The sequence below is a fragment of the Ectothiorhodospiraceae bacterium 2226 genome (assembly GCA_013348725.1).
Lineage (GTDB): Bacteria > Pseudomonadota > Gammaproteobacteria.
The window spans coordinates 512,173-530,450 of record CP054689.1 but is presented as its reverse complement, the minus strand read 5'-3'; the positions used below and the strand labels follow the sequence as shown (position 1 = coordinate 530,450).

Below are 18,278 nucleotides of genomic sequence, written 5' to 3'. Positions count from 1 at the left end.
GATGCGGCATATCATTTCGATTCTGCTGGAGAACGAGGCTGGGGCGCTGTCGCGCGTGGCCGGTCTGTTCTCCGCGCGCGGCTACAACATCGAGTCGCTCACCGTGGCGCCCACCGAGGACGCCTCGCTGTCGCGCATGACGCTGGTCACCCGCGGCTCGGACGAGATCATCGAGCAGATCACCAAGCAGCTCAACAAGCTGGTGGACGTGGTCAAGCTCGTGGACCTCACCGAGGGCACGCACATCGAGCGCGAGATGATGCTCATCAAGGTGAGCGCGGTCGGCGGCGAGCAGCGCGAGGAGCTGAAGCGCCTGACCGACATCTTCCGCGGCCGCATCATCGACGTCACCGACACCACGTACACGGTCGAACTCACCGGCACCGGCGACAAGCTCGACGCGTTCATCCAGGCGGTGAACAGCTCCCAAGTGCTCGAGACCGTGCGCTCCGGCGTGTCGGGCATCTCGCGCGGCGACAAGGGCCTGCGTGCCTGAGCGACCTTCTCTTTCCCTTTCATACCCTTCTGCAATAACGAGACGCCCATGAACATCTATTACGATCAGGACTGCGACCTCAGCATCATCCGCGGCATGAAGGTCGCCATCATCGGCTACGGCTCCCAGGGGCATGCCCACGCGAACAACCTGAAGGATTCGGGCGTCAGCGTCACGGTGGGGCTGCGCACTGGCTCCGGCTCGGCCAAGAAGGCCGAGGGCGCCGGGCTGAACGTGGCCGAATGCGGCGAGGCGGTCAAGAGCGCCGACCTGGTCATGATCCTGGCCCCGGACGAGCACCAGGCGCGTCTGTACCGCGAGCACGTGGAGCCCAACATCAAGCAGGGTGGGGTGCTGGCCTTCGCGCACGGCTTCAACATCCACTTCGGTCAGATCGAGCCGCGCGCCGATCTCGACGTGATCATGATCGCCCCCAAGGGCCCCGGCCACCTGGTGCGCTCCACCTACACCCAGGGCGGCGGCGTGCCTTCGCTGATCGCGGTCTATCAGGACGCCAGCGGCAAGGCGCGCGACATCGCGCTGTCCTATGCCTCGGCCAATGGCGGCGGGCGTGCCGGCATCATCGAGACCAACTTCCGCGAAGAAACCGAAACCGACCTGTTCGGTGAGCAGGCCGTGCTGTGCGGCGGCGCCACGGCGCTGGTGCAGGCGGGCTTCGAGACGCTGGTCGAGGCGGGTTACGCCCCCGAGATGGCCTACTTCGAGTGCCTGCACGAGCTCAAGCTGATCGTCGACCTGATGTACGAGGGCGGCATCGCCAACATGCGTTACTCGATCTCCAACACCGCCGAGTACGGCGACGTGACGCGCGGCCCCCGCGTGGTCACCGAGGAGACCAAGAACGAGATGCGGCGCATCCTGCGCGAGATCCAGACGGGCGAGTTCGCGCGCGAGTTCATCATCGAGAATCAGGCCGGCGCGCCCAAGCTCAAGGCCCTGCGCCGCCTGGGCCGCGAGCACCAGATCGAGGTGGTGGGCGAGCGCCTGCGCGAAATGATGCCGTGGATCAAGGCCAACCGCATCGTCGACCGCAGCAAGAACTAGCGCGACGCGAGCTGTCGCGCGGGGATCTCGGGCTGCGTCGAAGTATCCCCGCGCGACTAGGCGTCGGAGAGGGCCGCGATGCGGCCTTTTCTTTGCGCGTTGGCGGGGGCGGGGATGAGCGTGCTTGCGCAAACGCGCGGGTTGTCGGGGGTGCCGCGCCCGGCGCCATGTTGTACCGTATGCGGCGACGATGGATGGCCAGCGAGAAGGATGAGGCGGTGACACCACGCAAGACCGACGGCATCGAGCCCAAGCGGCGCCGGGGCATTTACCTGCTGCCCAATCTGTTCACCACCGCCGCGCTGTTCGCCGGATTCTTCGCCATCGTGTCGGCCATGGGCGGGAACTTCCGCCACGCCGCCATCGCGGTGTTCGTGGCGATGCTGCTGGACGGCATCGATGGGCGGGTGGCGCGCCTGACCAACACCCAGAGTGCGTTCGGCGCCGAGTACGACAGCCTCGCCGACATGGTGTCCTTCGGCTTGGCGCCGGCGCTGGTCATCTACCAGTGGTCGTTGATCGAGCTGGGTCAGCTCGGCTGGCTGGCCGCGTTCATCTACACCGCCGCGGCGGCGCTGCGCCTGGCGCGCTTCAATACCCAGGTCGATACCGCCGACAAGCGCTACTTCCAAGGGCTGCCGAGTCCGTCCGCCGCCGCGCTGGTGGCGGGCTTGGTGTGGGTCGGCAGCAGCTACGGCTTCGACGGTGAGACCTGGCGATTGCCCGCCTTCATGCTCACGGTGCTGGCCGGCCTGCTGATGGTGAGTAACATCCGCTACCACAGCTTCAAGGGCCTGGACCTGCGCGGCCGGGTGCCGTTCGTGACCATGCTGGTGGTGGTGCTGGTGTTCGTGCTGATCTCCATCGACCCGCCGCAGGTGCTGTTCGCCGGTTTCCTGTTGTACGCCTTGAGCGGGCCGGTACTCACACTGACCAATCTGCGTCGGCGCCGCGCTGAGCGTAAGGCACACCTGGAGGGCACCGACCGCGCCGGCGAGGACAAGCCCTGAGCCGGCTTGGCAAAGGCCGACCCGCGACGGTATAGTTTCCGGCATGGAGCCCGTAAGCCGACATTCAAGCCTCTGCCGTCCTGCCGGTGCGCAGGGCGCGGTGCGTATGCGCCCGCCGCATGCCGGTGCGCGCATCTCCTTTGCTCTGCTCCTCTCCCACGACGCCCTGCTTTCGCTACGACTGCTGCCCTGAGCAGCGAGTGAAAGACGCCCCGGCGTGAGGGCCACGATCACGCATCCGCGTTGTAGACTTCCGTAGCGTTGACGAACCGCACAGGCGCGTTCGCAGGAGCAGTAGCCATGAAAGACCAGCTCATTATCTTCGACACCACCTTGCGCGACGGGGAACAGAGTCCCGGTGCCTCCATGACGCGCGACGAGAAGGTGCGCATTGCCACCGCCCTTGAGCGTCTGCGCGTGGATGTGATCGAGGCCGGCTTCCCGGTGGCCAGCTCGGGTGACTTCGAGGCGGTGCAGGCGGTAGCGCGTGCGGTGAAGGATTCACGCGTGTGCGGCCTCGCGCGCGCGGTGGACGGGGACATCGACCGGGCCGGCGAGGCCCTGCGCGAGGCCAACGCGGCCCGCATCCACACCTTTATCGCCACCTCGCCGATTCATATGAAGATGAAGCTGCGCATGGAGCCCGACCAGGTGCTCGCGCAGGCGGTGCACGCGGTCAAGCGCGCGCGGCAGTATACCGACGACGTGGAGTTCTCGCCCGAGGACGCCGGCCGCTCGGATATCGACTTCCTGTGTCGCGTGCTCGAGGCGGTGATCGACGCCGGTGCCACCACGCTCAACATACCCGACACCGTGGGCTACAACGTACCCCAGCAGTTCGGCGAACTGATCCGCACCCTGCGCGAGCGCATCCCGAACTCGGACAAGGCGGTGTTCTCGGTGCACTGCCACAACGACCTCGGCCTTGCGGTGGCCAATTCGCTGGCCGCGGTGGTCAACGGCGCGCGTCAGGTCGAGTGCACCATCAACGGCCTCGGAGAGCGTGCCGGCAATGCCGCGCTTGAAGAGGTGGTGATGGCGGTACGCACGCGTCAGGACATCTTCCCCTGTCAGGTCGACCACCTCGACACCACCCAGATCATGACCTGCTCGCGCCTGGTCTCGAACGTGACCGGCTTTCCGGTGCAGCCCAACAAGGCCATCGTGGGCGCCAACGCCTTCGCGCACGAGTCGGGCATCCATCAGGACGGCGTGCTCAAGAACCGCGAGACGTACGAGATCATGCGCGCGCAGGACGTCGGCTGGACCGCGAACCGCATGGTGCTCGGCAAGCACTCGGGTCGTAACGCCTTTCGCTCACGCCTGAAGGAACTCGGCATCGAGTTCGAGCACGAGGCGGACTTGAACGCCACCTTCCAGCGCTTCAAGGATCTGGCGGACAAGAAACACGACATCTATGACGAGGATCTGCACGCGCTGGTGTCCGACACCTTCGCGGCCGAGCGCGAACTCTACAAGCTGGCGTTCCTGCGGGTGTGCTCGGAAACCGGGGAGACGCCGCGTGCCGATATCACCGTCGTGCGCGAGGGCGAGGAGCTCACCGCCAGCGCCGAGGGTAGCGGCCCGGTGGATGCCGCCTACCGCGCCATCGAGTCGGTTGCCGAGAGCGGCGCCCAGCTGCAGCTCTACTCGGTGAGCAATATCACCAGCGGCACCGACGCGCAGGGCGAGGTCACCGTGCGCTTGGAGAAGGGCGGGCGTATCGTCAACGGGCAAGGGGCGGATACCGACATCGTCGTGGCCTCCGCCAAGGCGTACATCAACGCGCTGAACAAGCTCTACGCCACCGTTACGCGGGCGCACCCGCAGGCGGCGGACGTCTGAGTTCCGCGGCGTGATGGACGCGCGCCGCCGCCAGTATCTGGAGCTGATGGGCATCACGCCCTGGCGGCGGCGGGCCTCCGAGCCCGCCGAGCCGGCGGCACGCACGCGCGATGAGTCCGTGCATCCTGAAACCCCCGCCGCCTCTGACCTATCTGCACCGCCGGACCTTGAGGCCGCCCCGCGCGCGGATCTGGATTGGCCGGAGCTGGAGCGGGCGGTGGCCTCTTGCACCGCCTGTGGCCTGCATGCCACCCGGACCCAGCCGGTATTCGGCGTGGGTGACCGGCGCGCCGAGTGGATGATCGTCGGCGAGGCGCCGGGTGCCGAGGAGGACCGCCAGGGGGCGCCCTTCGTGGGGCGCGCCGGGCAACTGCTGAGCGCCATGCTGCGCGCCTTGGGCCTAGCGCGCGAGCAGGTGTATATCGCCAATGTGCTCAAGTGCCGCCCGCCCAACAACCGCGACCCCACGGCCGAGGAGGCCGCCGCCTGCGAGGCGCACCTGCATGCCCAGATCGCCTTGGTGCGTCCCCGCATCTTGTTGGTGGTGGGTCGGGTCGCCGCCCAGAACCTCTTGAAGTCCGACGCTCCGCTCGCGCGGTTGCGCGGGCGTGCGCATCGCTATGCGGACGGGTCCCCGCTGGTCGTCACCTACCATCCTGCCTACCTGCTGCGTGCGCCGCAGGACAAGGCCAAGGCCTGGCAGGACCTGTTGCTGGCACGCAGCGAGGCCGCGCGTTGAGCGCCGAACCCGGCGAGGCCCTACGCCGCATGGAGCTGCGCGACCTCGATGCCGTCATGGACATCGAGTGCAGCGCGTATGCCTACCCCTGGACGGTCGGCATCTTCCGCGACTGTCTGCAGGTGGGCTACGACTGCTGGGTGTACGTGCGCGAGGGATGGCCGGTCGGCTACGGCATTATGTCGGTGGCCGCGGGGGAAGCGCACATCCTCAATCTCTGCGTCGACCCGCAGCACCAGCGCCAGGGCATCGGTCGGCGCCTGCTCGAGCATTTGTTGGCGCGGGCGCGCGGCAGTCGGGCGCAGGTGACTTTTTTGGAAGTGCGCAAGTCGAATCGCTCGGCCGTGGAGCTCTATCGCGGGTTGGGCTTCAAAGAGATCGGTCGCCGGCCGGCCTATTATCCGGCCCAGCGCGGGCGCGAGGACGCCTTGGTCCTGTCCAAGCCGCTGTAAGAAGGTCTGAATCCATCCGTCCTGGATGGCTCAGACCACGCAGGGCGAAAAGCGTGGTTTTCGCCCTGCTTCGTGAGCAACGGCTTGCGCCGTTGCTCACGGCGGCGCCCGTTTGGCAGGTCTGAATCCATCCGTCCTGGATGGCTCAGACCACGCAGGGCGAAAAGCGTGGTTTTCGCCCTGCTTCGTGAGCAACGGCTTGCGCCGTTGCTCACGGCGGCACATCCCTGTGCCGCGGGAAGTCTGGAGCGTTCTGGGATCGGCGCTTCCTTGGCCGGTTCCCATGGATGGCGCGCGCATCGTATAGTGATGCGTTTTTCCATCCCCTTGAGTACGGATCATCGCTATGTCGCGCATCGCGCAAGAGGCCGCACGGCGGCGCACCTTTGCCATCATCTCCCACCCGGACGCCGGTAAGACCACGCTCACCGAAAAACTGCTGTTGTTCGGCGGCGCGATCCAGCTTGCCGGCACCGTGAAGGGCCGTAAGGCGGCGCGCCACGCCACCTCCGACTGGATGGAGCTCGAGCAGCAGCGCGGTATCTCGGTGACCTCCTCGGTGATGCAGTTCCCCTACGGCGAGCACATCATCAATCTGCTGGACACGCCGGGCCACGAAGACTTCTCCGAGGACACCTACCGCACGCTCACCGCGGTCGACTCGGCGCTGATGGTGATCGACAGCGCAAAAGGCGTGGAGGAGCGCACCATCAAGCTGATGGAGGTCTGCCGTCTGCGCGACACGCCCATCGTCACCTTCATCAACAAGCTCGACCGCGACGGCCGCGAGCCCATCGACCTGCTGGACGAAGTGGAGGACATCCTCAAGATCCAGTGCGCCCCCGTCACCTGGCCGATCGGCATGGGCAAGGCCTTCAAGGGGGTGTTCAACCTGCACACCGACAGCGTGCATCTGTTCAGCGCCACCCACGGTGGCAAGGTGCAGAGCGGCGAGGTCATCCAGGGGCTCGACAACCCGCGCCTGGACGAGTTGTTCGGTGCGAGCGTGGCCGAGGAGCTGCGCGGCGAGATCGAGCTGGTGCGCGGGGCAAGCCACGCCTACGATCAGCAGGCCTTCGCCGAGGGGCGCCTGACACCGGTGTTCTTCGGCTCGGCCATCAACAATTTCGGCGTGAAGGAGCTGCTGGATGCGTTCGCCAGCTTCGCGCCGCCGCCGCGCCCGCGCGCCACCCAGACGCGCGAGGTGGCCGCCGAGGAGGAGAAGTTCACCGGCTTCGTGTTCAAGATCCAGGCGAACATGGACCCCGCGCATCGCGATCGTGTCGCGTTTCTGCGCGTGTGCTCCGGTCAGTACAGCAAGGGTATGAAACTCCGCCACGTGCGCATCGGGCGAGACGTGCAGATCGCCAACGCGATTACCTTCATGGCGCGCGACCGCGAACAGGCCGAAGAGGCCTGGCCGGGCGATATCCTCGGCCTGCACAACCACGGCACCATCCAGATCGGCGACACCTTCACCCAGGGCGAGGACCTGAAGTTCGTCGGCATTCCGAACTTCGCGCCGGAGCTGTTTCGCCGCGCCCGCCTGCGCGACCCGTTGCGCGTGAAGGCGCTGCAGAAGGGTCTGGAGCAGCTATCGGAAGAGGGCGCCACACAGCTGTTTCGCCCGCTCAACAACAACGATCTCATTCTCGGCGCAGTGGGCGTGCTCCAGTTCGACGTGGTCGCGCACCGGCTGAAGGCCGAGTACGGCGTGGACTGCTTGTTCGAGCCGGTGAACGTGCGCCTCGCGCGCTGGGTGTACGGCGACGACGGCAAGAAGCTCGAGGAGTTCAAGCGCAAGGCCGAGGACAACCTCGCGCTCGACGCAGCGGGCCAGCTCGCGTACCTGGCGCCGACGCGGGTCAACCTCGATCTCACTATCGAGCGTTGGCCGGATCTCGAGTTCGTCGCCACGCGGGAGCATTAGCAGTCTGGTCAACGCTGCCGGTGCGCTGCGCTTGATGCGCCCTACCTTGCGTTCATTGCCGCTGCGGGCGGGCGAGGCGTAGGGCGCAATAAGCGGTCGCGCATTGCGCCGACGGTGCACGGGTGCCCTGGTGTCGTTGCGTGTTGCACCGTGCCGCCCGCGAATGAGTGTTCCGATGCAAAACGACAGAAAGCAGATCTTCGCCTGGGCGCTTTACGATTGGGGCAACTCGGCCTTTGCCACGACGGTGATGGCGGGTTTCTTCCCCATCTTCTTCCGCCAGTATTGGAGCGGCGAGGTCGATCCGGCGCTGCCCACTTTTCATTTGGGCGTCGCCAACTCCCTGGCCAGCGTGATCATCGTGGCGCTCGCGCCGGTGCTCGGCGCCATCGCCGACCGCGGCAGCGCGAAGAAGCGCTTCCTGTTGTTCTTCACCTTGCTCGGCGTGGTCATGACCGGCGGGCTGTACTTCGTGCAGGCCGGCCACTGGCAGATGGCGGTCGCGCTGTATGTGCTCGCCACCATCGGTTTCTCGGGCGGCATCATTTTCTATGATTCCTTGCTGGTTGCGGTGGCCGACGAGTCGCGTATCGACAAGGTCTCGGCGCTGGGCTATGCGCTCGGTTATCTCGGCGGCGGGCTGCTGTTCGCGGTCAACGTGTGGATGACGCTCTCGCCCGAGACCTTCGGTCTGCGGGATAGCGCGCACGCGGTGCAGGTGGCGTTCGTTACGGTGGCGGTGTGGTGGGCGGTGTTCGCCATTCCCGTGTTGTGGCTGGTGCCTGAGCCGCGAGCGGGCGGCGCGCGCGGCGGGCGCGCGGTGCGCGAGGGGCTGCGCCAGCTGGTCGCAACCTTTCGCGAGATCCGCCGCCTGAAGGTGGTGTTTCTGTTTCTGGTGGCATATTGGCTGTACATCGACGGTGTGGACACCATCGTGCGCATGGCGGTGGACTACGGCATGGCACGCGGCTTCGACGTCAACAGCCTGATTCTCGCGCTGCTGCTCACGCAGTTCGTGGCCTTTCCCGCCGCGCTCGCCTTCGGCTACATCGGCCAGCGTTGGGGACCCAAGCTCGGCATCTACATTGCGCTGGTGGTGTACATCGGCGTGACCATCTACGCGGTGTTCATGGAGCGCACGGCCGAGTTCTTCGTGCTGGCAGTCGCCATCGGGCTCGTGCAGGGCGGCATCCAGTCGCTCAGCCGCTCCTACTACGCGCGCCTCATTCCCAAGGACAAGGCGGCGGAGTTCTTCGGCTTCTACAACATGATGACCAAGTTTGCTGCCGTGCTGGGGCCGATCTCGATGGGCGCGCTGGCGCTGCTGCTCGGGGATCCGCGCTACGCCATCCTGGCGGTGCTGGTGCTTTTCGTGGCGGGGGGCACGTTGTTGTGGTTCGTGGACGAGGAAGAGGGGCGGCGCATGGCGCGGGAGCTGGAGCGGGTGTAGGGATTGTAGGGCGCAATAAGCGCAGCGCATTGCGCCGAGGGCGTCCCGGTTTGCCACCTTGGCCGGCGCATTGCGCTGCGCTTAATGCGCCCTACGGTTAAAGCCCGGCGATGCGTGCGCGTTGCGCTTCGAGCGTCTCCAGCGCCGCGCGCATCTCGGCCACGCGGCCGCGCTCCTTGTCCACCACGTCGGCGGGCGCGCGGTCGACGAAGCTCGGGTTGGCGAGCTTGGCCTCGCTGCGCTCCAGGTCCTTGCGCAGCTTGTCGGCCTCCTTCTGCAGGCGCGCGAGTTCGGCGTCCTTGTCGATCAGCCCCGCGAGCGGGATGAGGATCTTGAGCTCGCCCACCAGCGCGGTGGCCGCCTCGGGCGCGGTCTGGCCGTCCAGCCAAGTGACGCTCTCGGTGCGCGCCAGGCTGTCGATGTAGACGCGGTTGCGCGCGGCGTAGTCGCGGTCCCGCGCGCCGCCGTCTTGCAGCATGACGGGCAGGGGCTTGCCGGGCGCGATGTTCATCTCGCCGCGGATGCGCCGCACGCCGAGAATGAAGCTCATCAGCCATTGCATCTCGGCCACGGCCTCGTCGTCGCCTTCAATCGCCTCGGCCTCGGGGTAGGGCTGCAGCATGATCGTGTCGCCGGTCTTGCCCGCGAGCGGGGCGACGCGCTGCCAGATCTCCTCGGTGATATAGGGCATCAAGGGGTGCGCGAGGCGCAGCACCGTCTCCAGCACGTGCACCAGGGTGTGCCGCGTGCCGCGCCGCGCGGCCTCGCTGCTCCCGTCGGTCTGCAGCACGGGCTTGGACAACTCCAGGTACCAGTCGCAGTACTCGTTCCAGGTGAACTCGTAGATGGCCTGCGCGGCGAGGTCCAGGCGGTACTGGCCGACCGCCGTGTGCACCGCCGCAGTGGTGTGCGCGAGGCGCGCGAGGATCCAGCGGTCGGCCTGCGAGAGTTCGAGTGCCCCGCCCGCGGCGCCGCAGTCCTCGCCTTCCGTGTTCATCAACACATAGCGTGCCGCATTCCACAGCTTGTTGCAGAAGTTGCGGTAGCCCTCGATGCGCCCCAGGTCGAACTTGATGTCGCGCCCGGTGGAGGCGAGCGCGGCGAAGGTGAAGCGCAGCGCGTCGGTGCCGAAGGCGGGGATGCCGTCGGGGAACTCCTTGCGCGTGGCCTGCTCGATGCGCTTGGCCATCTCGGGCTGCATGAGGCCGGTGGTGCGCTTTTGCACCAGCGCGTCGAGCTCGATGCCGTCGATGAGGTCCAGCGGGTCGAGCACATTGCCCTTGGACTTGGACATCTTCTGGCCGTGGGCGTCGCGCACCAGGCCGTGGATGTAGACCTCGTGGAACGGCACGTCGTCCATGAACTTCAGGCCCATCATGATCATGCGGGCCACCCAGAAGAAGATGATGTCAAAGCCCGTGACCAACACGCTGGTGGGGTAGAAGGTCTTGAGTTCCGGGGTCTGCTGCGGCCAGCCCAGCGTGGAGAAGGGCCACAGCGCGGAGGAGAACCAGGTGTCCAGCACGTCCTCGTCCTGGCGCAGGGGGTAATCCTCGGCTAAGCCGTGCTTGGCGCGCACCTCGGCCTCGTCGCGCCCGACGTAGATGGTACCGGCCTCGTCGTACCAGGCGGGGATGCGGTGGCCCCACCATATCTGGCGCGAGATGCACCAGTCCTGGATGTTACGCATCCACTCGAAGTAGGTGTTCTTCCAGTTATCGGGCACGAAGCGCACGCGCCCGTCCTCCACCGCGCGGATGGCCGGCTCGGCCAGCGGCCCGACCTTCACGAACCACTGGTCGGTGAGGTAGGGCTCGACCACGGTGTGGGAGCGGTCGCCGCGCGGCACCATGAGCTTGTGCGGCTCGATCCGCTCCAGGAGGTCCTGCGCCTCCAGGTCCGCCACGATGCGCTTGCGCGCCTCGAAGCGATCCAGGCCCCGGTAGGCCGCTGGCGCGTTGTCGTTGATGCAGGCATCGGGCGTGAGGATGCTGATCATGGGCAGGTCGTGGCGCTGGCCCATGGCATAGTCGTTGAAGTCGTGCGCCGGGGTGATCTTCACGCAGCCGGTGCCGAATTCGGGGTCGACGTAGTCGTCGGCGATGATCGGAATGCTGCGCCCGGTGAGCGGCAGGGTGACCGCCTTGCCCACCAGGTGCCGGTAGCGCTCGTCCTCGGGGTGCACGGCGACGGCGGTGTCGCCCAGCATGGTCTCGGGGCGCGTGGTCGCCACCACCAGATGCCCGCTGCCGTCGGCCAGCGGGTAGCGCATATGCCACAGGCTGCCGTCCTCCTCGGCGGAGACCACCTCGAGGTCCGAGACCGCCGTGTGCAGCACGGGGTCCCAGTTCACCAGGCGCTGGCCGCGGTAGATCAGCCCTTCCTCGTACAGGCGCACGAACACCTCGCGCACCGCCGCCGAGAGCCCCTCGTCCATGGTGAAGCGCTCGCGCGACCAGTCGCAGGAGGCGCCCATGCGGCGCAGCTGGCGGGTAATGGTGCCGCCGGATTCCTCCTTCCAGCGCCACACCTCCTCGACGAAGGCCTCGCGCCCGAGGTCATGGCGGGTCTTGCCCTGCGCGTTCAGGCGCCGCTCCACCACCATCTGCGTGGCGATGCCCGCGTGGTCGGTGCCCGGCTGCCACAGCGTGCGCGCGCCGCGCATGCGCTGGTAGCGGGTGAGGGCGTCCATCAGGGTGTCCTGGAAGGCGTGGCCCATGTGCAGGCTGCCGGTCACGTTGGGCGGCGGGATCATGATGCAGTAGGGCGCGCCCGCGCCGTCCTTCCCCGCATCCCCCTGGTCCTCCCGCGGCCGGAAGTAGCCGGCCTCTTCCCAGCGCGCATACCAGCGCGGCTCGATGGCGGCGGGGTCGTAAGTCTTGTCCATGTACAGTCCTGCGGGCGGTTGGTGGGTCGGGCAAAGGCGGCATTATAACCCGGGGTCGGGCGGGCGCATCCGGCACGCGGGTCGATGACAAGCCGCCGGGGCATGGTCTAAACCTTAGGCTTGCAATATCCTGGTCCGGCATCCCGCGCCGGGCCGAGATCCCGCCCCCGTCCCCGCGTGCCGCCGAGCGGCCGCGGGGCGTGCGTGTGCCGCCGCCGCGGCAGCCGGTCGTGCACCGGGAACAACGACAACGGACCGTGCCGCACGCGCAGTGCGCACTACTGAGACAGGAAGGGAGATAATGCCGGATAGAAGTTCGCGTTTTGTAAGCCGCCTGACCCGTGACACCCTGGGTCTTGTCCTGGCAGGCGGCAGCGGGACCCGCCTCAGACAGCTGACCCAGTGGCGCTCCAAGCCTGCCGTCCCCTTCGGCGGCAAATTCCGCATCATCGACTTTCCGCTCTCCAATTGCCTCAACTCCGGCATCCGTCGCATCGGCATCCTCACCCAGTACAAGGCGCACTCGCTCATCCGCCACGTGCAGCAGGGCTGGAACTTCCTGCGTGCCGAACTCGGTGAGTTCATCGAGCTGCTGCCCGCGCAGCAGCGCCTGAATACCGGTTGGTATGCCGGTACCGCCGACGCGGTGTACCAGAACCTCGACATCATTCGCACCCACAACCCCGAGTTCGTGCTCATCCTGGCCGGCGACCACGTCTACAAGATGGACTACGGCCCCATGCTGGCCTACCACGTCGAACACCACGCGGACCTCACCGTGGGCTGCATCGAGGTGCCGGTGGACGAGGCGCGCGGCGCCTTCGGCGTGATGCAGGTGGACCCCGACATGCGCGTGCGGGGCTTTCAAGAGAAGCCCCAAGAGCCCGAGTCCATCCCCGGTCGCGAGGGCGTCACGCTCGCCTCCATGGGCATCTACGTGTTCAGCACCCAGTTCCTGTTCGAGCAGCTGATCCGTGACCACGACGCGCCCGGTTCTTCGCACGACTTCGCCAAGGACATCATCGTGCACGCCATCGACCGCTACCGCGTGATGGCCTATCCCTTCCGCGACCCGATCACCGGCGGACAGGGCTACTGGCGCGACGTCGGCACGGTGGACGCTTATTGGGACGCGAACATGGAACTCGTGGGCATCACCCCCGAGCTCAACATGTACGACCAGAGCTGGCCCATCTGGACCTATCAGGCGCAGCTGCCGCCGGCCAAGTTCGTGTTCAACGAAGAGGGGCGCCGCGGCATGGCCACCGACTCGCTGGTCTCGGGCGGCTGCATCATCTCCGGGGCCGTGCTGCGTCACTCGCTGCTGTTCTCCAACGTGTTCGTGGACGAGGGCTCGCAGGTGACCGACTCGGTCATCCTGCCGGATGTGGTCATCGGGCGGGGCTGTCGACTGCACAAGGTTGTGGTGGACAAGGGCTGCAAGATCCCCGACGGCACGGTCATCGGCGAGGACCGGGCGGCCGACGCCGAGCGTTATCACGTGTCCGAGAACGGCGTGGTGCTGGTGGTGCCGGAGATGCTGGGCCAGGAACTGCACCATGCCCGCTAAACGCTTGCCGGTGGTGTTGTGTTGGCACATGCACCAGCCGCAGTACAAAGACCTGGTCAGCGGGGAGTATCTCCAGCCGTGGACCTACCTGCACGCCATCAAGGACTACGTCGACATGGCCGCGCTGCTGGAGCAACAGCCCGAGGCGCGCGCGGTGGTGAACTTCGCCCCCATCCTGATTGAGCAGATCGAGGACTACGCCGCGCAGGTGCGCGCCCACCTGGCGGGCGAAGGCGCGGTGCGCGATCCCTTGCTGGCGGCACTGGACGCCGCGGCGCTGCCCACGGGGCGCGAGGCGCGCCTAGGACTGATCCGCACCTGCCTGCGCGCCAATGAGGCGCGCATGATCCAGCCGTTTACGCCCTTGGCGGAGCTGGCCGAACTGGGCCGCTTCGCGCTCGATCACCCGCACAGCGTGGATTATCTCGCCGATGAGTACTTCGCCGACCTGGTGGTGTGGTACCACTTGGTCTGGCTGGGCGAGACCGTGCGCATGGCCGAGCCGCGCGCCCAGCAGCTGATCAAGAAGGCCCGTGCCTACACGCTGCACGACCGCCGGCTGCTGATGGGGCTGATCAAGGATCTGCTGGAGGACCTGCTGCCGCGCTACCGGCGGCTGGCCGAGCGCGGCCAGGTCGAACTCGCCACCTCGCCCTATGCCCATCCCATTGTCCCGCTGTTGCTCGATCTCGGCAGCGCCGAGGACGCCATGCCGGGATTCGCGCGGCCGCTGCTCCCCCAGTATCCCGGCGGGGAGGCACGTACGCGCTGGCACATCGAGCGCGGTCTCCAGGTGTTCGAGCGCGCGTTCGGGCACCGACCGGCCGGCTGCTGGCCCTCGGAAGGGGCGGTCAGCGTGGCTACACTGAAGCTGTTGGCCGAGTACGGCTTTCGCTGGGCGGCAAGCGGCGGCACCGTGCTTGGCAACTCGCAGGCGGCGGCGGAGCGCGGCGCCGGCGAGTGTCCGCACCGCGCCTACCGCGTCCAGGACGTAGAGGGCCTGCACTGTTTTTTCAGGGACGATGGCCTGTCCGATCTGATCGGCTTCACCTATTCGGACTGGCATGGAGACGATGCCGTGAACAACCTCGTACACCACCTGGAAGAGGTGGCGAACGCATGCAGCGCAGAGGCCGCGCCGGTGGTGTCCATCATCATGGACGGCGAGAACGCCTGGGAGCATTATCCGCAAAACGGTTACCACTTCCTGCGCGGGCTGTACCGGCGCCTGGCCGAGCACCCGCAACTCGAACTCACCACCTACGCAGAGCTATTGGCGCGCGCGCCCGAGGCGGCCACGCTGCCCCGGCTGGTCAGCGGCAGCTGGGTGTACGGCACCTTCTCGACCTGGATCGGCGAGAGCGACAAGAATCGCGGCTGGGATCTGCTCGGCGCGGCCAAGCAGGCCTTCGACCAGGCGGTTGCCCAGGGCCGCCTCAGCGGTGAGCGCCTGGCAGCGGCCGAGCGTCAGCTCGCCGTGTGCGAGGGCTCCGATTGGTTTTGGTGGTTCGGTGACTACAACGCCGCGGAGTCGGTGAGCGATTTCGAGCGCCTGTTCCGCCTGCACCTCGCCAACCTTTATCAATTGATCGGTGACGAACCGCCGGAGGACCTCACGCACGTGCTCTCGCACGGCGGCGGGGCGCCCGAACATGGCGGCGCCATGCGGCGGAGCCACTGATGGTGGTGCGCAATGAGGTACTGCCCCGCCGCATGGCGGGCATTCTGCTGCATCCGACCTCGCTGCCGGGTGCCTGGGAGTACGGCCACCTGGGCCCGCATGCGCGGCGCTTCGTGGACTTTCTGGTACGCGCCGGGCAGGGCGTGTGGCAGATCCTGCCGCTCGGGCCCACGCACGACAACCGCTCACCCTACCAGTGCCTGTCCGTGCACGCGGGCAACCCGCGCTTGATCAGCATCGAGGAACTGGTGGCCGCGGGTTGGCTGCCGGCCGAGGCCGCCCACGGCGGCGATCAAGCGCACCATGAACGCCTGCTGCGCGAGGCCTACCGCGCGTTTCGCACCCACGGCACCGAGGCGCAGCATCACGCCATGGAGCGCTTCTGTGCCGAGGAGGCGAGTTGGCTGGACGATTACGCGCTGTATCAGGCGGTGCGCCTCGAGCAACAGGCCAAGGGGTGGATGCAATGGCCGGTGCCGCTGCGCGACCGTGAGCCGCAGGCGCTGGCCGAGGCGCGCGCGCGGCTGGCCCGCGATGTGGAGCAGGCCCGCTTCGAACAATGGGTGTTTTTCACCCAATGGGACGCCGTCAAACGCTATGCGAACGACAACGGCATCCTGGTGTTCGGCGACGTGCCGATCTTCGTCGCGCACGACAGCGCCGACGTGTGGGCGCAGCGCGAGTACTTCGCGCTGGACGACGAGGGTAATGCGGCGCGCGTGGCGGGGGTGCCGCCCGATTACTTCTCCAAAACCGGGCAGCGCTGGGGCAACCCGCACTACCGCTGGGATCGCATGGAGCAAGATGGTTTTGCCTGGTGGCGCGAGCGCCTGCGCACCCAGTTGCGCCAGTTCGATCTGGTACGTATCGACCACTTCCGCGGCTTCGAGGCCTACTGGGACATCCCGGGCGAGGCGGAGACCGCGGTCGACGGCCACTGGGTCAAGGCGCCGGGCGAGGCCTTGTTCGAGGAGTTGCACAAGCACTTTGATCCGCTGCCGCTGGTGGCCGAGGACCTCGGCCTCATTACCGACGAGGTGCGCGCGCTGCGGGATCAGTTTCAGCTGCCGGGGATGACCATCCTGCAGTTCGCCTTCGACGGCGGCCCGGAGAATCCCTACCTGCCGCACAACTACCGCCCCAACTGTGTGGCCTACACCGGCACGCATGACAATGACACCACCATGGGCTGGTATGCCGAACTCGGGGAGGACGAGCAGGCCGCTATCCATGAATACCTCGGGCGCCCGGAGGAGCCCATGCCCTGGCCCCTGATCCGCGCGGTCACGGCGTCGGTGGCACGCCTCGCGGTGGTGCCGCTGCAGGACGTGCTGGAACTCGGCAGCGAGCAGCGCATGAACACTCCGGGCACCTCCGAGGGGAACTGGCGCTGGCGCTTCCGCTGGGAGGACGGGGTCGAGGACAAGGCCGGCCACCTGTTGCACCTGGCGGGACTCTACGGCCGGTTGCCGCCGCGGGACTAGCTGGGTGTTGAAGGGGCATTGCGGAACGCGCGCCCCGACCTGCGGCTGCTGCTCGCTTTTTGGCCGCGCGGCGGTTATACTCCGCCCCCAGCGTTCCTGACCCTCCTCCGGTTCCTTTCCCACCTCCGGCTTCGCGGTTAGCGACGTATGCGTCGACAGGTGTCGCGGTCTTAGAAGACCGGGCGCCCCAGGCGCCACGAGACCGGGCGGTCGCTACAGCCACCGTAGTTCGCCTACTGTCAATCATTCGTTTGCGCTCGTCCAGTGGCATGGCGGGCGAGGGGTATGCTTTTGTCTTTCAATGACCTGAATCTTAGTGAGCCGCTGTTGCGCGCGCTCGATAGCTGTGGATTTACCGTGCCGACCGCGATTCAGCGGGAGGCGATTCCTGTGTTGCTCGCGGGCCGTGATCTGATGGCCTCGGCCCAGACGGGCACCGGCAAGACCGCGGCGTTCGCGCTGCCGGCTCTGGAGCGCCTGCAAACTCGCGCCCCCGGCCATGGACCGCGCGTGCTGGTGCTCGCCCCGACGCGTGAACTGGCCATGCAGGTGGAGCAGAACTTCCGCCAGTTGGGTCGCTTCTCGCGCGTCAAACTCGCCACCGTCGTGGGCGGCATGGCTTACCCGCCGCAGCAGCGTGCGCTGTCGCAGCCGCTGGACGTGCTGGTCGCGACTCCCGGCCGTTTGATGGATCACATGGCGCGCGGGCGTGTCGACTTCTCGCGCCTGGAAATGCTGGTGCTGGACGAAGCCGACCGTATGCTGGACATGGGCTTCGTGGACGCGGTGAAGGACATTGCCGCCGCCACGCCGGCCACGCGCCAGACCGTATTGTTCTCGGCCACGCTGGAAGGGCGGGTGCTGTCGGTCGCGCGTATGCTGCTGAAGGATCCCGCGCAGGTCGCACTGGCGGCCTCCGCGACGCCGCACACCAACATCGATCAGCGCGCTTACCGGGCGGACGATGTGTCGCACAAGCGGGCGTTGCTCAAGCACCTGATCGAGGACGCGGACCTCTCCCAGGCGGTGATCTTCACCGGTACCAAGCGTGGCGCCGAAGACCTCTCGGCGGCTCTAAGCCAGAACGGTCATGCCAGCGCGCCCTTGCACGGCGACATGTCGCAGCGTGACCGTCGCCGCACGGTGGACAACATGCGCCGCGGCCAGGTGCGCCTGCTGGTGGCGACGGATGTGGCCGCGCGCGGTCTGGATATCAGCGGCATCACCCACGTGATCAACTTCGATCTGCCGATGGTGGCCGAGGATTACATTCACCGCATCGGCCGCACTGGTCGCGCGGGCGCAAGCGGCACCGCGATCTCGCTGATCGGTCCCGAGGATCGGCGGCGACTGGGCCAGGTCGAGCGGCTCACGGGTAAGCGGCTGGATTACGCCGTCGTGCCTGGCCTGGAGCCGCGGCGTCCGGTGCCGACGGGCCGTCCCGGCGGTGCGCGTCCAGGTGGCCGTCCCGGCGGTTACAAGGGCAAGCGAGGTGCCGGCGGAGGGAAACCCTTCGCTGCACGCACGCCGCGTTTCAGCTAAGAAAGGCCTGAATAGATCCATCGTGGATTGGTCAGAGCAGTGAAATGAAAAGCCGCCTTCGGGCGGCTTTTTGTTGCGTGCGCTATGAACGAAAGAGGCCGCCCAGGGGCGGCCTCCGTCGTTACCG

The 18,278-nt window shown here is 67.1% G+C and carries 13 protein-coding genes; 12 read left to right on the top strand and 1 reads right to left on the bottom strand.

All coding sequences use genetic code 11. The features are described from left to right. Position 1 precedes the first annotated feature (1 nt). From ilvN to HUS23_02355, 8 genes are all read left to right on the top strand, one after another. Positions 2-496, top strand: a complete 495-nt coding sequence (gene ilvN / locus HUS23_02390) for an acetolactate synthase small subunit (protein ID QKT02744.1) — start codon at positions 2-4, stop codon at positions 494-496. A 48-nt stretch (positions 497-544) separates the two neighbouring features. Then, positions 545-1,561 (top strand): ketol-acid reductoisomerase, encoded by a 1,017-nt coding sequence (gene ilvC, locus HUS23_02385; GenBank protein ID QKT02743.1) that lies wholly within the window; start codon positions 545-547, stop codon positions 1,559-1,561. 194 nt (positions 1,562-1,755) lie between these two features. Further along, a complete protein-coding gene (pssA, locus tag HUS23_02380; protein ID QKT02742.1) occupies positions 1,756-2,571 on the top strand; it encodes a CDP-diacylglycerol--serine O-phosphatidyltransferase in 816 nt (271 codons plus the stop codon). A gap of 300 nt (positions 2,572-2,871) precedes the next feature. Continuing rightward, complete coding sequence (locus tag HUS23_02375; GenBank protein ID QKT02741.1) at positions 2,872-4,416, top strand: 2-isopropylmalate synthase; 1,545 nt, start codon at positions 2,872-2,874, stop codon at positions 4,414-4,416. A 13-nt stretch (positions 4,417-4,429) separates the two neighbouring features. Beyond that, positions 4,430-5,155 (top strand): uracil-DNA glycosylase, encoded by a 726-nt coding sequence (locus HUS23_02370; GenBank protein QKT02740.1) that lies wholly within the window; start codon positions 4,430-4,432, stop codon positions 5,153-5,155. A gap of 29 nt (positions 5,156-5,184) precedes the next feature. After that, positions 5,185-5,607 carry a ribosomal protein S18-alanine N-acetyltransferase gene (gene rimI, locus HUS23_02365; protein QKT04933.1) on the top strand — a complete coding sequence of 141 codons (423 nt, stop codon included), beginning with the start codon at positions 5,185-5,187 and terminating at the stop codon, positions 5,605-5,607. A gap of 346 nt (positions 5,608-5,953) precedes the next feature. Next, complete coding sequence (locus HUS23_02360) at positions 5,954-7,537, top strand: peptide chain release factor 3 (protein QKT02739.1); 1,584 nt, start codon at positions 5,954-5,956, stop codon at positions 7,535-7,537. 175 nt (positions 7,538-7,712) lie between these two features. Next, the gene (locus tag HUS23_02355; protein QKT02738.1) at positions 7,713-8,987 is read left to right on the top strand and encodes an MFS transporter; all 1,275 of its coding nucleotides are present in this window, start codon (positions 7,713-7,715) and stop codon (positions 8,985-8,987) included. Positions 8,988-9,084: 97 nt separating this feature from the next. On the opposite strand, the gene HUS23_02350 is transcribed toward HUS23_02355, so the two are convergent. Then, positions 9,085-11,874: a valine--tRNA ligase gene (locus HUS23_02350; GenBank protein ID QKT02737.1), complete on the bottom strand. Its 2,790-nt coding sequence runs from the start codon at positions 11,872-11,874 to the stop codon at positions 9,085-9,087. A 301-nt stretch (positions 11,875-12,175) separates the two neighbouring features. On the opposite strand from HUS23_02350, the gene glgC reads away from it, so the two are divergent. From glgC to HUS23_02330, 4 genes are all read left to right on the top strand, one after another. Further along, entirely contained in the window at positions 12,176-13,444 is a 1,269-nt protein-coding gene (glgC, locus tag HUS23_02345; protein QKT02736.1) for a glucose-1-phosphate adenylyltransferase, read from the top strand. After that, positions 13,434-15,125 carry a glycoside hydrolase gene (locus HUS23_02340; GenBank protein QKT02735.1) on the top strand — a complete coding sequence of 564 codons (1,692 nt, stop codon included), beginning with the start codon at positions 13,434-13,436 and terminating at the stop codon, positions 15,123-15,125. The genes glgC and HUS23_02340 overlap by 11 nt, the downstream gene beginning before the upstream one ends. Next, entirely contained in the window at positions 15,125-16,609 is a 1,485-nt protein-coding gene (malQ, locus tag HUS23_02335; GenBank protein ID QKT02734.1) for a 4-alpha-glucanotransferase, read from the top strand. The genes HUS23_02340 and malQ overlap by 1 nt, the downstream gene beginning before the upstream one ends. A gap of 291 nt (positions 16,610-16,900) precedes the next feature. Then, entirely contained in the window at positions 16,901-18,151 is a 1,251-nt protein-coding gene (locus tag HUS23_02330) for a DEAD/DEAH box helicase (protein QKT02733.1), read from the top strand. Positions 18,152-18,278: the final 127 nt, after the last annotated feature.

Excerpts from the sequence above, each read along its gene's own strand:
- ilvN (QKT02744.1), top strand. The coding sequence starts at position 2 with ATGCGGCATATCATTTCGATTCTGCTGGAGAACGAGGCTGGGGCGCTG.
- ilvC (QKT02743.1), top strand. The coding sequence starts at position 545 with ATGAACATCTATTACGATCAGGACTGCGACCTCAGCATCATCCGCGGC.
- pssA (QKT02742.1), top strand. The coding sequence starts at position 1,756 with ATGGCCAGCGAGAAGGATGAGGCGGTGACACCACGCAAGACCGACGGC.
- HUS23_02375 (QKT02741.1), top strand. The coding sequence starts at position 2,872 with ATGAAAGACCAGCTCATTATCTTCGACACCACCTTGCGCGACGGGGAA.
- HUS23_02370 (QKT02740.1), top strand. The coding sequence starts at position 4,430 with ATGGACGCGCGCCGCCGCCAGTATCTGGAGCTGATGGGCATCACGCCC.
- rimI (QKT04933.1), top strand. The coding sequence starts at position 5,185 with ATGGAGCTGCGCGACCTCGATGCCGTCATGGACATCGAGTGCAGCGCG.
- HUS23_02360 (QKT02739.1), top strand. The coding sequence starts at position 5,954 with ATGTCGCGCATCGCGCAAGAGGCCGCACGGCGGCGCACCTTTGCCATC.
- HUS23_02355 (QKT02738.1), top strand. The coding sequence starts at position 7,713 with ATGCAAAACGACAGAAAGCAGATCTTCGCCTGGGCGCTTTACGATTGG.
- HUS23_02350 (QKT02737.1), bottom strand. The coding sequence starts at position 11,874 with ATGGACAAGACTTACGACCCCGCCGCCATCGAGCCGCGCTGGTATGCG.
- glgC (QKT02736.1), top strand. The coding sequence starts at position 12,176 with ATGCCGGATAGAAGTTCGCGTTTTGTAAGCCGCCTGACCCGTGACACC.
- HUS23_02340 (QKT02735.1), top strand. The coding sequence starts at position 13,434 with ATGCCCGCTAAACGCTTGCCGGTGGTGTTGTGTTGGCACATGCACCAG.
- malQ (QKT02734.1), top strand. The coding sequence starts at position 15,125 with ATGGTGGTGCGCAATGAGGTACTGCCCCGCCGCATGGCGGGCATTCTG.